The following is a 15,331-nucleotide window of genomic DNA, read 5'->3' on the forward strand; positions in this document are numbered from 1 at the left end:
CCTTTACGCACCCGCATAAAAAAACCCCGCCTGCATCGCTGCAGGCGGGGTTTTTCAGTCGCCGGGTAAGGCTGGCTTACATCATGCCGCCCATGCCACCCATGCCGCCCATGTCTGGCATACCGCCGCCAGCCGAGCCTTCTTTCTTCGGTGCTTCAGCAACAGCGGCTTCGGTGGTCAGGATCAGACCGCCGATGGAGGAAGCTGCTTGCAGCGCCGAACGAGTCACCTTGGTAGGGTCCAGGATGCCCATTTCGATCATGTCGCCGTATTCGCTGGTTGCCGCGTTGTAACCGAAGTTACCTTTACCGTTCTTCACAGCGTTAACCACAACGCTTGGCTCGTCGCCGCTGTTGGCAGCGATCTGACGCAGCGGTGCTTCAACGGCGCGACGCAGTACAGCGATACCCACGTCCTGATCGGCGTTGTCGCCTTTCAGGTCCAGGATGGCTTCCAGGGCGCGGATCAGTGCAACACCACCGCCAGGTACCACGCCTTCTTCAACGGCTGCGCGGGTTGCGTGCAGGGCGTCTTCAACGCGGGCTTTCTTCTCTTTCATTTCAACTTCGGAGCCAGCGCCAACCTTGATCACTGCAACGCCGCCGGACAGCTTGGCCAGACGCTCTTGCAGTTTTTCACGGTCGTAGTCCGAGGAAGTTTCGGCAACCTGGGCACGGATCTGAGTGATGCGCGACTGGATGTCCTGATCTACGCCAGCACCGTCGACGATGATGGTGTTTTCCTTGGAGATGGTCACGCGCTTGGCGCTGCCCAGGTTTTCCAGGGTGGCGCTTTCCAGGCTCAGGCCGATCTCTTCGGAGATAACGGTACCGCCGGTCAGAACGGCGATGTCCTGCAGCATGGCCTTGCGACGGTCGCCGAAGCCTGGAGCCTTGACGGCTGCAACCTTGACGATGCCACGCATGTTGTTCACAACCAGAGTCGCCAGGGCTTCGCCTTCAACGTCTTCGGAAACAATCAGCAGTGGGCGGCCGGCCTTGGCAACGGCTTCCAGCACCGGCAGCATTTCGCGGATGTTGGAGATCTTTTTGTCGACCAGCAGGATCAGCGGGCTTTCCAGCTCGGCAACCATGGTTTCTGGCTTGTTGACGAAGTACGGGGACAGGTAGCCGCGGTCGAACTGCATGCCTTCTACAACCGACAGTTCGTTTTCCAGGCCAGTGCCTTCTTCAACGGTGATCACGCCTTCTTTACCGACTTTTTCCATGGCTTCGGCAATGATGTCGCCGATGGAGTTGTCGGAGTTGGCGGAGATGGTACCCACCTGAGCGATAGCCTTGGTGTCAGCGCATGGCTTGGACAGGTTTTTCAGCTCTTTGACGATGGCGATGGTCGCCTTGTCGATGCCGCGCTTGAGGTCCATCGGGTTCATGCCGGCAGCGACGGCTTTCAGGCCTTCGTTGACGATCGACTGAGCCAGAACGGTAGCGGTGGTGGTGCCGTCGCCTGCGTCATCGTTGGCACGGGAGGCAACGTCTTTGACCAGCTGCGCGCCCATGTTCTCGAAACGGTCTTCCAGTTCGATTTCTTTGGCGACGGAAACGCCGTCCTTGGTGATGGTCGGAGCGCCGAAGCTCTTCTCGATGATCACGTTACGGCCTTTAGGGCCCAGGGTCGCTTTTACTGCGTCAGCCAGGACGTTGACACCGGTGAGCATTTTCTTGCGGGCGGAATCGCCGAATTTAACTTCTTTAGCAGCCATTATCGATATTCCTTAAATACTTTGTAGTAACGGGAAAATGAGCGGGGAAATCAGCCTTCCAGAACGGCGAGAATCTCGTTCTCAGCCATGACCAGCAGGTCTTCGCCGTCGACTTTCACAGTGTTGCTGCCGGAGTAAGGACCGAATACAACCTTGTCACCGACTTTAACGGCCAGCGCACGTACTTCACCGTTTTCCAGAGTCTTGCCTGGGCCTGCAGCGACGATCACACCGTGGTTGGCTTTTTCAGCAGCCGAACCTGGCAGAACGATACCGCCAGCGGTTTTCTTTTCTTCTTCGCTGCGACGGATAACGACGCGGTCGTGCAGAGGACGAAGCTTGCTCATTGTCGATCTCTCCTAATTGTGTTTTTCATCGGCCGGTGTCAGTACCGGCAGGTTAAATCCGGCGGGGCCGGTCGCGGTTCGCTGGGCGAAACGCGGAAGTCTGTCTGGTGTCGCCACCAGAAACCTTGCGGTGACCGTTACATAAGGGCGCATCAGCTTATTACAAGGGGCCGGCGATGAATTTTTTTGCGTCTGCCAGCCCTTAAAAACAACACAGCCCCCGAAGGGGCCGCGCCAGTGAAGCGGTTATTTGCTGTCGCGATGCTCGAACTCACCTTCGATCACATCACCTTCTCGCCCCAACGGCTGGCGCGGAGCCGGGCCGCCACGGGGTTGCAGGTCATCGGCGAATGCGCGTTGGCGAATCGCAGCCTCTTCGGCGCGCTGGCGCATCTTGCCCGCCAGCAGCTTGCGCGTGAACGGCAGCAACATGACCAGGCCGAGCACATCGCTGATGAAGCCTGGCAGGATCAACAGGCCACCGGCCAGAGCCATCATCAGCCCTTCGAGCATGGTTTGTGCCGGCAATTCGCCGCGATTCAGGCTTTCACGGGCACGCAGCGCCGTGGCCAGACCGGCGACGCGCAGCACCAGAACGCCGAGCATCGAGCCGAGAATGATCAGCAACAGTGCCGGGAAAAACCCGATCGCACCACTGACTTTTACGAATACGAACAGCTCCAACACCGGGAACAGCAGAAAGAGCAATAAAAAAGGGCGCATCAAATGGTTTCCTCAACGCAAGATTGCCTTGCCAGTCCACCTTAGATGACGTCGCCATTTCGTGAATTCAAGCTTCAGCGACGCTTTTTTTCGGCCAGACCTCAGCATGAGCCAAGGAAACCAGGGCCTCGCGCACTTGTGTCGGCGTGTTGCAAGACTCGGCGAACGGCAACCAGTGCAGCGCATGCCCTATGCGCAGGTGCATGCCTTCGCTGTCGATCCCGGCCAGTTGCGCCGGCTCGTGGGTGGGCAAACCGGCCAACTCGACGTAATGGGCGATGGCCTTGGAGTGGTCGGCGTTCATGTGCTCGACCATGCTGCGCTCGGCCGGGCCGGCGAACGGGTTGGCCAGGGTCAACCGGTCAAGCCAGTGAATCGCGCCAAAGCCGCCGATATAGCGGTGACGTACCGGCTTGAGTACCCAGAAGTCGAAGTCGTGGGCCTGGTGATAGTTGGCCGATTCGGGGAAGTAGCGGTAATAGCGTTCGGCGGCCGCTTCAATCGCGGTGGCATCGTGCAATTGCTCGGCTTCGGCCAGGTAGGTCAGGCGCCCCACTGCCTGCACGTCATCCGCTTCACGCTCACCGACCAGCAGCGAGCACTTGGGGTCTTTCTGCAGGTTATGGGTGTGTTGGGCAATCCGGCTGATCAGGATCAGCGGCCGGCCTTGCTCGTCCAGGCAATACGGCACGACCGAACCGAAGGGAAAACCGGGCATGGCTTTGGACAATGTGGAGAGGGCTCCACGGTATTCCTTGAGCAACAGCTCTCGGGCGTTCTTGGCAACGTGCGCGCTCAACGTATGACTCCTCGGGAATTCAGTCGCCCATAGCGTATGGGAATGGATCTCAAGCCAAGGTAATCAATATCCGCGCAGGTTGCCAGCGGGCACGAAGCGGATTACCAGGCCACGCCAAACCCTGCGGTGTAGCGGGTCTTGCTCAAGCTGCTTTCCGAGTCGCCGCTGATCACGTCACGCTCGGCCTTGAGATTGAGCGACGCCCACTCGGTGACCTTGTAGCGCAGGCCCATTTCCGCATCGAGGGCATACTCGGCCGGCCCGCCGATAGGCTTGCCCAACTCGCCGGAGGTGAAGAATTCAACTGTCTTGCCGATCAGGTAGCGGTTGTAGTCCCACTTCATGGCCAGGGAATAGAAGTTGTCCTTGCCGCCATCGAAATATTCGTAATCGGTGCGGTTGACCAACGAACCCAGGGAGAACGCGCCGAGCTCATCGTCCCAGAATTGGTAGCCCGGGCCGGTGCCGACAGTGCGTTGGCGGGACAGGTCTTCGACCCTGTCGCGCTTATAGGTCAAGCGGCCCTGCCAGAACCAGTGCTCGGTGATGAAGCGGTCGAGGTCGTATTCCAGGGACCAGTTGTCGGTGGTGGTGACGTCGTCCTGGAACTCGCGGTTGTACTCGCCCTGCCCGGTGTGGCGCCATTGGCCGTGGCGGGCGGAGGTCTTGAAGTCGATGTCGTAGTCGTTGGTGTCTTTCTCGGCGCGCTTGTAGTCCAGCGCCATGTCGACATTGCCTTTCCACACCAGGTCTTCGATCACCGGCGGGGGCTTGATGATCTGCTGGATGCTGGCCAGTTCCACGGTCTTGGGCGCTTCGCCATTGGCCAGCACCACTTTGCCATCCGCCGCAGCCTGCAAGGATTTGGCTTTCTCACCGGTGTAGGCATCCTGCTTGACCAGCAATTCCTGATCGCTCTCCAGGGTTTTCACCTGCTTCCAATCCACCGGGATAGCCCCCGCATAGTCGGTCTGGATCAGCAGCTTGCCACCGTCGAAGAGCTTGATCTTGCCGGACAGGCGGTCACCGTTCTTTAACCAGACGGTGTCGGCGAGCAAGGGGGTGGAAGCGCTGAAAACAGCAAGGCACAGCAAGGTTCTGGACAACATAAGCAGATAAGGGGCTCAGGATTGGCGAAATAGGGGCGTTATCGTGTTAGATAGCTAGGACTGACTCAATGAATTGTGTTGAGTTCAGTTCTCATCTGCATATTTACAGACGTTTCTTACAAGAAACCGACGATCTGAACGGATATATCCACCGTGAAGCAACCCGCCGAAGCCCCGCAAAGCCCTGCCGAGATGCGCCGCACCGCGCTGTACCTGACGCTGGCGCAAATCCCCGAAGGTTGCGTGGTGAGTTACGGCGAACTGGCCCACCTCGCTGGGCTGGGGCGCGCGGCGCGCTGGGTCGGGCGCACCCTGAGCCAACTGCCCGACGATACCCGCTTGCCCTGGCACCGCGTGCTGGGTGCCGGCGGTCGGATAAGCCTGCCGGCGGGCAGCGCCTCAGGCGACGAACAACGTGCGCGTTTACGCAACGAAGGTGTCGCTATCCTGAACAATCGCGTGGATATTCAGCGTCATGGCTGGCGCCCGGTAGAGCACAGCGGTTAGAGTGCGCGCTTTGTTTCCGTGAATCTGAGGCAGACTCCAGCCCATGCCCCGTAAAACCTGGCGCGCCGCGCTCGCCGCCTATGCCAGCCCCTCGACGTTAGTGCTGTTGTTGCTCGGCTTTGCCGCCGGCTTGCCTTACATGTTGGTGTTCTCGACGCTTTCGGTATGGTTGCGTGAGGCCGGTGTGGCCCGCGAGACCATCGGCTATGCGAGCCTGATCGGTTTGGCGTATGCCTTCAAATGGGTGTGGTCGCCATTGCTCGACCAATGGCGCCTGCCGCTGCTGGGCAAACTCGGACGTCGTCGCTCCTGGCTGGTACTGGCCCAATCGTTGGTGATCCTCGGATTGATCGGCATGGGCTTCTGCGACCCGCAAAAACACTTGTCCTGGCTGATCGCTATTGCGGTGATCGTCGCCTTCGCTTCGGCTACCCAGGATATTGCAGTCGATGCCTATCGCCTGGAAATCGCCGATGACAGCCGCCAGGCTGCCCTGGCCGCCAGCTACATGTCCGGTTACCGCATCGCCGCCCTGCTCGCCACGGCCGGCGCGCTGTTTTTTGCCGAAGGTTTCGGCTCTACCGGTTTCAACTATAAACACTCGGCGTGGACCGGCACCTATGTGCTGTTCGGCGTGCTGATGATTCCGGCGCTGCTGACCACCCTGTTCATGCGCGAGCCCAATGTGCCACTGCGCACCCAGTTGCAGGCCGGACGCTACAGTTTCGTGCATCAGTTGGTGTCGGTGTTTGTGCTGATCGTGCTGTTGGTGTCGGTGCCGGCGACGTTCACCCAGTTGTACAACACCGATTTCGCCAGCGTGCTGTTCCACGGTGTCAGCCTGTGGGAACTGTTAATGGAAGACCGCGCCTTCCTGCGCGCCATCCTCTATATCACCCTGACAACATTGTGTCTGTCGGCCATGGGCCGCCGAGGCCTGGCGCCGGTGCTGACGCCGGTCAACGACTTCATCCTGCGCTACCGCTGGCAGGCACTGCTGCTGCTCGGGCTGATCGCCACCTATCGCATGTCCGATACGGTGATGGGCGTGATGGCCAACGTGTTCTATATCGACCAGGGCTTCACCAAGGACCAGATTGCCGGGGTCAGCAAGATCTTCGGCCTGATCATGACCCTGGTCGGCGCCGGCATGGGTGGCCTGTTGATTGTGCGCTTCGGCATCCTCCCGATCCTGTTCATCGGCGGCATCGCCTCGGCCGGCACCAACCTGCTGTTCGTGATGCTCGCCGACATTGGCCCGGACCTGCAGATGCTGATCTTCACCATCTCCCTGGACAACTTCAGCTCAGGCCTTGCCACCTCGGCGTTTGTCGCCTACCTGTCGAGCCTGACCAACCTCAAGTTCTCCGCCACCCAATACGCGCTGCTGAGTTCGATCATGCTGTTGCTGCCGCGCCTGATCGGCGGGTATTCGGGGGTGATGGTGGAGAAGTTCGGTTATCACAACTTCTTCCTGATCACCTGCATGCTGGGTGTGCCGACCTTGCTGCTGATTGCGCTGCACTGGTATCAAGAGAATCGGCGGATTCGCTTGAATCCGCCGGCAGAAGACTGACAGAGCCTCCCCTTGTAGCTGTAGCGGGCTTGCTCGCGAAGAAGTCACAGACACCGCGTTTACCCCGGTTTCCCGCGTCATCGTTGACGATCTTCGCGAGCAAGCTCGCTCCTACAAACAGCTCTGCGTCCTGATGCCTGTACGGCGGCAGTTTGCGCCCGTACAATCCCAAGTCACTTCAAGTCCAAGCAACCGACAACGGCCTACCATGCGTACCAGTCAATATTTGCTCGCCACACTGAAAGAAACGCCTTCCGACGCGGTTGTGATCAGCCATCAGCTGATGCTGCGCGCCGGTATGATCCGCAAGCTGGCTTCTGGCCTGTACACCTGGCTGCCCATGGGCCTGAAGGTGATGCGCAAGGTCGAAGCCATCGTTCGCGAAGAAATGAACGCTGCCGGTTCTCTGGAAGTGTTGATGCCGAGCACCCAACCGGCCGAGCTGTGGCAGGAATCCGGGCGCTGGGAAGAGTACGGCCCTGAATTGCTGCGCTTCAAGGACCGTCATGGCCGCGACTTCTGCGCTGGCCCGACCCACGAAGAAGTGATCACTGACCTGATGCGCAACGAGTTGAGCAGCTATAAACAGCTGCCCCTCAACCTGTATCAGATCCAGACCAAGTTCCGTGATGAGATCCGCCCACGCTTCGGCTTGATGCGCGGCCGCGAGTTCATCATGAAGGACGCGTATTCGTTCCACGCCGACCAGGCGTCCTTGCAGGTCACCTATGACCGCATGCACACCGCCTACTGCAACGTGTTCACGCGCCTGGGCCTGAAATTCCGCCCGGTTGAAGCGGACAACGGCTCCATCGGCGGCGCCGGCTCCCACGAGTTCCACGTACTGGCCGAGTCCGGCGAAGACGATATCGTGTTCAGCAACGGTTCCGACTACGCGGCGAACATCGAGAAAGCCGAAGCCGTGCCACGGGAAACCGCCCGTCCAGCCCCGGCTGAAGAACTGCGCCTGGTGGACACCCCGGACACCAAGACCATCGCGGCCCTGGTGGAAAAATTCAATCTGCCGATTGAAAAGACCATCAAGACCCTGATCGTTCACGCCGAGGAAGCCGGCAAGCTGATCGCCCTGGTGATCCGTGGCGACCACGAGCTCAACGAAATCAAGGCCGCCCAGCAACCGGGCGTGGCCAGCCCGCTGGTCATGGCCTCCGATGCCGAACTGCGCGACGCCATTGGCGCCGGTGCCGGCTCCCTGGGCCCGCTGAACCTGCCGCTGCCGATCATCATCGACCGCTCGGTCGAGCTGATGAGCGACTTCGGTATCGGCGCGAACATCGACGACAAGCACTACTTCGGCGTGAACTGGGAACGCGACTTGCCGGTGCCGACCGTGGCCGACCTGCGTAACGTGGTCGCCGGCGACCCGAGCCCGGATGGCAAGGGCACCCTGGAAATCAAGCGCGGCATTGAAGTCGGGCACATCTTCCAGCTGGGCAACAAGTACAGCAAGGCGATGAAGTGCGAAGTGCTGGGCGAAAACGGCAAGCCGATCACCCTCGAAATGGGTTGCTACGGCATTGGCGTATCGCGCGTGGTTGCCGCTGCCATCGAGCAGAACAACGACGAGAAAGGCATTATCTGGAGTGACGCCCTGGCGCCGTTCCAGGTGGCCCTGGTGCCGCTGCGCTATGAAACCGAGCAAGTCCGTGAAGCCACCGACAAACTGTATGCCGAACTGACGGCCGCCGGTTTCGAAGTGTTGCTGGACGACCGCGACAAGAAAACCAGCCCGGGCATCAAGTTCGCCGACATGGAGCTGATTGGCATCCCGCACCGGATCGTGGTCAGTGACCGTGGCCTGGCCGATGGCAATCTGGAATACAAGAGCCGGACCGAAGCCGAAGCCCAACCATTGCCGGTGGCTGACGTGCTGTCTTTCCTTCAGGCGCGTATTCGTCGCTGAAAACCAGATCAAGAGAAGTCATGTTCAAGCGAAACACCAGAGCCCTGGGGGGCGCCGCCTTGTGCGGCGCCCTGCTGGTCAGCGGCTGCGCCAACCAGATGTCGCAACGCAGTGAGCACGAGGAGCGGGTCGAGCGTAAGTTGCTCGACCACAGCCTGCAGATCGATGTAGGCGAACCCAAAGTGCTGGAGCTGCCGCAACGCCTGGTTCGCATTCACGAGCAGAAGACCTTCGAGGTCACCGAATTCGAAGTCACCCGTCGTTACGACCGCTACACCCCCTACCAACCCTGGCGCAAACTCTATGAGATGCCGCTGGGCGCGGTCGCTTTGGTGGCCGGCGCGGGCGCCAACGTGGCGAATATCTTCGCCCTCGGCAACCTGCCGACCAGCATGACCCACGATTGGCTGAGCTACGGCATCGACGGCATCAACCCGTTCATGAACGTGCAATCCCACGGGCGTGCGCAACAGAACCTGGCGGGTATCGATGAAGTCCAGCGCGACAAGCGCGTGGAGTATTCGAGCCTGCCCTGGAGCGAACGCCCGGTGCAGGTCACCGCCGGCAGGCAAGTGTATGAAATGACCACCGACCGCAACGGCGTACTGCGCCTGAACCTGTTGGACAGCCCGTTTGCCGAGCAGGATCTGAACCGCATCAGCACCTTGAAGATCAGCGTGGAAGATGGCCGGGACGACGTACATTCGGACTCGACCCTGGCGGTGAGCCACACACTGCGCGGCAAGTTGCTCGAAGCCCACGGCCTGATCTACGACGACCTGGAAGACGACGAAGTCAGCCAGTGGGTCCACCGGGTCAAGCGCCTGTCGGAGCTGGGCCTGGAGGAAGAAGCCAGCGAACTGGAACAGAGCCTGATCGAACTGACCCACAATGATCCGGAGTTGCAGCAGGAATTCCTGCAAGCGCTGACCAAGGACGCGGGGCGACTCGTCGCAGATCCTGGCGCACGCTGATCCCTCGAAAACGCTGTAGATCTAAATGTGGGAGGGGGCTTGCCCCCGATAGCGGTGACACATTCAACACCTTAGTTGACTGACACACCGCTATCGGGAGCAAGTCGAATCGTCGCACCGCCCTCCCACATTTGGTTTCCGGGTTCTACCAGGAGAGTTCGAGTTGTTCATTGCCGCTGCTCAGGTCGAGCAACCGCACCCCAATCCCCAGCAACCGCACCGGCTTGCCACCGCGATTGAACGCCTGGGTCATCAGCTGTTGATAACTCTCCAGGTCCCGCCCTGCCCCCGCCTGCTCCAGGGTCGTCTGGGTAAAGTCATGAAACTTCACCTTCACGAACGGCTTCCCCGCGCGGTAACTGCTGTCGATGCGCGCGATGCGTCCAGCCAGGGTTTCCATCAGTTCAGGCAGTTTCGCCAGGCAACTTGAAAGATCTGGCAGGTCCACATCGTAGGTATTTTCCACACTGATCGATTGCCGACGACTGTCGTTCTGCACCACGCGCTCATCTATCCCACGCGCCAGGCTCCACAGTCGCTCGCCAAAACTGCCGAATTCGCGCACCAGCGCCAGCTTGTTCCATTCGCGCAACTGCAGGCAGTCTTCGATTCCCAGGCGCGCCAGCTTGTCGGCGGTCACCTTGCCCACGCCGTGCAGCTTTTTCACTGGCAATATCGACACAAAGTCTTCGACCTGGTCCGGGGTGATCACAAACAGGCCATTGGGTTTCTTCCAATCACTGGCGATTTTGGCCAGAAACTTGTTGGGCGCCACACCGGCGGACACGGTGATATGCAACTGATTGGAGACCCGGCGCCGGATGTCCTGGGCAATACGCGTGGCGCTACCGCCAAAATGCGGGCTGTCGGAAACATCCAGGTAAGCCTCATCCAGGGAAAGCGGCTCGATCAGGTCGGTATAGTCGCGAAAGATGCCGTGGATTTCCTTCGACGCTTCCTTATAGGCATCCATGCGCGGCTTGACGATGGTCAGGTCGGGGCAGAGCTTCAAGGCATGGCGTGATGACATCGCCGAACGCACCCCATAGGCCCGCGCTTCGTAGTTGCAGGTTGCGATCACCCCGCGCCGATCCGCCGAGCCGCCGACGGCCAGCGGTTTTTGCGCCAGGCTCGGGTCATCGCGCATCTCGATGGCGGCGTAGAAGCAATCACAGTCGACGTGGATGATTTTGCGCTGCGTCATATATAAGAAGGGGAGCAATCCAACGGATGGGCAGTATCGCACTCACCCCTGTATATAGCACCAGTAGTTTGAATCTTCCGCTTGAGCGGTAGGAAAACTCTCAGATGAATTTATTTTCTCAATCGAATTTAAGCTGCCAATAGAGCTGAAACCCTCGGCCAGACTGGCCCCGAAGGCTCAACCTGGCTCTGTTGGAGAGCTAACCGATTGAAGCACAAGCGCTTTTCTTCGATTCATAGGTTGACACCCCTGCGCTGCGCTGTAGAATGCCGACACACAGACGCGGGATGGAGCAGTCTGGTAGCTCGTCGGGCTCATAACCCGAAGGTCGTCGGTTCAAATCCGGCTCCCGCAACCAGTTTTAAGTACACGTCAAACACCGCCACGACCTCACCGTCGCGGCGGTGTTTTCGTTTGTGCTGATTTTAATGACTGCGACTGAGGGCGCTGGCCGCGCCCGGTTTCAGCTCGATTGCTTGATAAAAATCAACGTTGTGTGCAGCCTTTGGTTGGTAACGTTTACCCGGATGGGCAAGCATCGGAATTCACCTGCCGCAACGGATGAAATAACGCGCCCGCGTGTGCGTCTCGCGGCCTGACAGGTGCTGGTGTACGCCTCAATCGATCTTCACGCCTCCCCACTCAAGGATCGGATCATGACGGCCATCCCGAGTAACGATGCGAAGTGGTCTTGGCGGCGTGTCACAAGGATTGTTCTGATCCTGGTCATCGTCTTGGCAGCCGGTGCCGGTGGCGCCTGGTACTGGTGGCAAAGCCAGCAAGGCAAGTTGCCCGAGGGCATTGTCTCCGGGAACGGCCGCATCGAATCCGACCAAATCGACATCGCCGCGAAGCTGGCCGGACGCGTGCGCGAGGTGCTGGCCCGGGAAGGCGACCTCGTCACCGAAGGCCAGGTGCTCGCCCGCCTCGATACCACGGAGTTGCAAGCGCAACGCGCCAAATATGCCGCCGACGTGGCTTCCGAGGAGGCCTCGATGCTCGAGGCAAAGGCGACCGTCGTGCAACGGCAGGCAGAACTGACCCTCAAGGAAGCAAAGCTGCGCCGCGCCCTCAAGCTGATCGTCACCGGGGCGATCAGTGAGGACAACCGCGATGAGGCGCAGGGCGAACGCGATTCTGCGCGCGCCGTTCTCGACGCCGCGCAGCGGACCGTGACCGCGCGCGAGCGTTCGGTGGTGGCCGCACAAGCCCTGGTTAATCAGACCGACGCCCAGATCGCCGACACCATTCTTGTGGCGCCCGTGCAAGGGCGTGTTCTGTATCGTCTCGTCAACCCCGGGGAAGTCGTTTCGGCGGGCGGAAAGGTGCTGACGATCATCGACCTGTCCGAAATCTACATGGAGATTTATCTCCCCTCCGAACAGGCCATGCGCGTAACGATCGGGTCGGCCGCACGAATCGTGTTCGACGGTGCCGACTTCGCCGTGCCGGCCAAAGTGAGTTTCGTGTCGCCGGACGCGCAGTTCACGCCCAAGCAGGTCGAGACGCGCAGCGAACGCGACAAGCTTATGTTCCGGGTCAAGCTGCGCATCCCGCCGAGCCTCATCGCGCGCCACCTCAACCAAGTGAAAACGGGCACCCGCGGCATCGGCTATGTGCGCCTCGATCCGAACCCGCCCAATTGGCCGGACACCCTGCAAAAGCGCATTCAGGCCGATCCTGTCGACACTGAGGATTGATAATGGAGACTCGCGCAGCGCTGATTGCCGAGGTTTCCAACGCGAGCCATGTCTATGGCAAGGTTCTAGCGCTCGACAATGTCTCGCTCGCACTGCCAAGCGGCCAGATGACGGGCATCATCGGCCCTGACGCCGCCGGCAAGTCCACGCTGCTCGGCCTGATCGCCGGTGCGCGGAAGATGCAGAACGGATCGGTCGAGGTCCTCGGCGGCAGCATGAGCAATGCCCGGCACCGCCGCTCTGTCTGCACACGCATTGCCTATATGCCGCAAGGGCTCGGCAAAAACCTCTATCAGGAAATCAGCGTCCGCGAGAACCTGGCCTTCTTCGCCACCCTCTTCGGCCTGTCCGCATCGGAACGTGACGCACGCACCCGGCGCCTGGCGGCGGCGATCGGCTTACTCGCGTTTCTCGAGCGGCCGGCCGGAAAGCTGTCGGGCGGCATGAAGCAAAAGCTCGGCCTGTGCTGCGCGCTCATTCACGACCCCGACCTGCTCATTCTCGATGAGCCGACGACCGGCGTCGATCCGTTGTCGCGTCGACAGTTCTGGGACCTGATCAGCGAACTGCGGCGCGAGCGGCCGACGATGAGTGTCGTCATCTCCACCGCCTATATGGACGAGGCCGGCCAATGCGACTGGCTCATCGCGATGGATCACGCCCGCGTGCTTGCCTGCGGTACTGCGGATGAGCTGCGCGAGAAGACTGGCCAACAAGACATCGAAGCGGTGTTTGCCGCCCTGCAGCCGGGGCAAAAATCGACGGCGCAGCGCTTCGTCATTCCGCCGCGCCAACCAGGCAGCGAGGCGCCGGTCATTGTCGCGAGGAATCTGACACGCCGTTTCGGCAGTTTCACCGCGGTCGATAACGTCAGCTTCGCCATCGAGCGCGGAGAAATCTTCGGCTTCCTCGGTTCGAACGGCAGCGGCAAGACCACCACCATGAAGATGCTGACCGGACTGCTGGCGCCAAGCGAGGGAGAGGCCGAGGTCTGCGGCAAACCAGTCGATGCCAACGACCTGTCGGTCCGCCAGCGCGTCGGCTTCATGTCGCAATCGTTCTCGCTCTATGGCGAACTCACCGTGCGGCAAAACCTGCGTCTTCATGCGCGCCTTTTTCATCTGGCCGCGGACCACGCTAACGCGCGTATCGCCCAGCTCATGGTCGATGTCGGCCTTGTCGACTATGCCGACACCGAAGCGAACTCGCTGCCGCTCGGCGTGCGACAGCGCCTTTCGCTGGCCGTGGGGATCGTTCACGACCCCGAGTTGCTGATCCTTGACGAGCCGACCTCGGGCGTCGATCCGCTGGCACGCGATGAATTCTGGCGCTTGCTCGGCGATCTCTCGCGAACCCGCAATGTCACGATCTTCGTCTCCACGCATTTCATGAGCGAAGCCATGCGCTGCGACCGCATCTCATTGATGCACGCAGGTCGCGTCCTCGTCTGCGACACGCCGCAAAACGTCATTACCGCCAAGGGCAGCGCGAATCTCGAAGAGGCGTTCATCGCCTATATCGAGGATGCCGAGCCCCCTGCGCCCGCGCCCTCCGTGGCGGATGCCGAGGCGCAGACCCAGCGCGATGCAGCGGCGTTGTCGCCCAGCCGCTCGACCTTCATGCCGCTGCGCCGCCTCCTGGCCTTTACCAAGTGCGAGACGTTGTCGCTTATGCGCGATCCGGTGCGGCTCGCCTTCGCCTTCCTCGGCTCCTTCATCATGCTGTTGATCTTCGGCTTCGGCGTCTCCAGCGATGTGACCAACCTCACCTATGCGGCGTTCGACCACGACGACACGCCGGAGAGCAGAGCCTATCTCGCCAACTACTCGAGCTCCCGATATTTCACCGAAAAGACGCCGATCCACAGCGTCGACGAAATGCAAAGGCGCCTGAAGTCGAACGACATCACGCTGGCCATCGAAATCCCACCTGGCTTCGGGCGCCTGGTAAAGCGCGACTCGGATTGGCAGGTATCGGCCTGGATCGACGGCGCCAACACCTCGCGCGCCGCCACCATCGAGGGTTACGTCGAGTCGGCGCACAACCTCTTCGCCGAAGAGAGAAAGCGCCAGTCCAGCGACGTAGCGAGCAAGAAACCGACGACCAGCATCGTGATCCGCAACCGTTACAACCCGACGGCCGAGAGCATTTATGCGATCGGGCCGGCCGTGCCGGCGATGCTGCTCATGATGTTTCTCGCCATTCTCACAGCCGTCAGCGTTGCCCGTGAAAAGGAGATCGGCACGATCACGAACTTCTACGCCACGCCCACGACGCGCCTGGAGTTCCTGATCGGCAAACAACTGCCCTACATTGGCGTCGGCATGATCAATTTCTTCATCATGACCGTGACCGTGCGGTTCCTCTTCGATGTTCCGCTCAAGGGCGACGGCCTCACGCTGACCCTGGGCGCGCTGTTCTATGTGGCGGCGGCCACCGGCTACGGGCTGTTCATCTCGACGTTCACCTCAAGCCAGGTCGCAGCGGTGTTCGCCGGAGCAGTGCTGTCGATGCTGCCGACCATGCAGTTCTCCGGCATGCTGCAGCCCGTCTCGACGCTGGAGGGCGGCGCGCGCCTCATGGGGTACCTCTGGCCGACGAGCTATTACATGCACATGAGTGTCGGTGCGTTCACCAAGGGGCTTGGCTTCACCGACATGGTGACCGACCTGCTCGCGCTGAGCCTGTTTTGCCCGGCCTTCTTATTGCTGTCCGCGCTGCTCCTGCGCAAACAGGAGAAATAAG

12 protein-coding genes and 1 tRNA gene are annotated in these 15,331 nt (G+C 60.5%); 7 read left to right on the plus strand and 6 right to left on the minus strand.

Features of this window, described 5'->3' with window-relative positions:
- Positions 1–76: 76 nt before the first annotated feature.
- The 5 genes from groL to INT12_RS00720 all read right to left on the minus strand — a co-directional run bounded on the left by groL (position 77) and on the right by INT12_RS00720 (position 4,701).
- Entirely contained in the window at positions 77–1,723 is a 1,647-nt protein-coding gene (groL, locus tag INT12_RS00700; RefSeq protein ID WP_017846111.1) for a chaperonin GroEL, read from the minus strand.
- A 50-nt stretch (positions 1,724–1,773) separates the two neighbouring features.
- The gene (gene groES / locus INT12_RS00705; protein WP_017846112.1) at positions 1,774–2,070 is read right to left on the minus strand and encodes a co-chaperone GroES; all 297 of its coding nucleotides are present in this window, start codon (positions 2,068–2,070) and stop codon (positions 1,774–1,776) included.
- Between the two features lie 246 nt (positions 2,071–2,316).
- On the minus strand, positions 2,317–2,793 hold the full coding sequence (locus INT12_RS00710) for an FxsA family protein (protein ID WP_017846113.1): 477 nt from the start codon (positions 2,791–2,793) through the stop codon (positions 2,317–2,319).
- Positions 2,794–2,860: 67 nt separating this feature from the next.
- Positions 2,861–3,592, minus strand: a complete 732-nt coding sequence (locus INT12_RS00715) for a HugZ family protein (protein ID WP_169883622.1) — start codon at positions 3,590–3,592, stop codon at positions 2,861–2,863.
- A gap of 101 nt (positions 3,593–3,693) precedes the next feature.
- The gene (locus INT12_RS00720) at positions 3,694–4,701 is read right to left on the minus strand and encodes a DUF481 domain-containing protein (RefSeq protein ID WP_193058737.1); all 1,008 of its coding nucleotides are present in this window, start codon (positions 4,699–4,701) and stop codon (positions 3,694–3,696) included.
- A 192-nt stretch (positions 4,702–4,893) separates the two neighbouring features.
- Between INT12_RS00720 and INT12_RS00725 the strand changes: the two genes are divergently transcribed.
- The 4 genes from INT12_RS00725 (at position 4,894) to INT12_RS00740 (ending at position 9,682) form a co-directional block, all read left to right on the plus strand.
- Positions 4,894–5,208, plus strand: coding sequence for an MGMT family protein (locus INT12_RS00725; protein ID WP_186352037.1), 315 nt, complete (start codon positions 4,894–4,896; stop codon positions 5,206–5,208).
- A gap of 43 nt (positions 5,209–5,251) precedes the next feature.
- A complete protein-coding gene (locus INT12_RS00730) occupies positions 5,252–6,784 on the plus strand; it encodes an AmpG family muropeptide MFS transporter (RefSeq protein ID WP_017846117.1) in 1,533 nt (510 codons plus the stop codon).
- Positions 6,785–6,992: 208 nt separating this feature from the next.
- A complete protein-coding gene (locus INT12_RS00735) occupies positions 6,993–8,708 on the plus strand; it encodes a proline--tRNA ligase (protein WP_017846118.1) in 1,716 nt (571 codons plus the stop codon).
- Positions 8,709–8,728: 20 nt separating this feature from the next.
- A complete protein-coding gene (locus INT12_RS00740; RefSeq protein WP_193039582.1) occupies positions 8,729–9,682 on the plus strand; it encodes a hypothetical protein in 954 nt (317 codons plus the stop codon).
- 145 nt (positions 9,683–9,827) lie between these two features.
- Here the strand turns inward: INT12_RS00740 and dinB are convergent, their stop codons facing one another.
- Positions 9,828–10,886, minus strand: a complete 1,059-nt coding sequence (gene dinB, locus INT12_RS00745) for a DNA polymerase IV (RefSeq protein WP_017846120.1) — start codon at positions 10,884–10,886, stop codon at positions 9,828–9,830.
- Positions 10,887–11,167: 281 nt separating this feature from the next.
- Between dinB and INT12_RS00750 the strand changes: the two genes are divergently transcribed.
- From INT12_RS00750 to rbbA, 3 genes are all read left to right on the plus strand, one after another.
- A tRNA-Met gene (locus tag INT12_RS00750) sits at positions 11,168–11,244 on the plus strand.
- Positions 11,245–11,542: 298 nt separating this feature from the next.
- Positions 11,543–12,586 (plus strand): HlyD family secretion protein, encoded by a 1,044-nt coding sequence (locus INT12_RS00755; protein ID WP_046490009.1) that lies wholly within the window; start codon positions 11,543–11,545, stop codon positions 12,584–12,586.
- Positions 12,587–12,588: 2 nt separating this feature from the next.
- Entirely contained in the window at positions 12,589–15,330 is a 2,742-nt protein-coding gene (gene rbbA / locus INT12_RS00760; protein WP_193039581.1) for a ribosome-associated ATPase/putative transporter RbbA, read from the plus strand.
- Position 15,331 lies beyond the last annotated feature (1 nt).

Source organism: Pseudomonas sp. K8, from assembly GCF_014889455.1.
GTDB classification, from domain to species: Bacteria; Pseudomonadota; Gammaproteobacteria; order Pseudomonadales; family Pseudomonadaceae; genus Aquipseudomonas; species Aquipseudomonas veronii.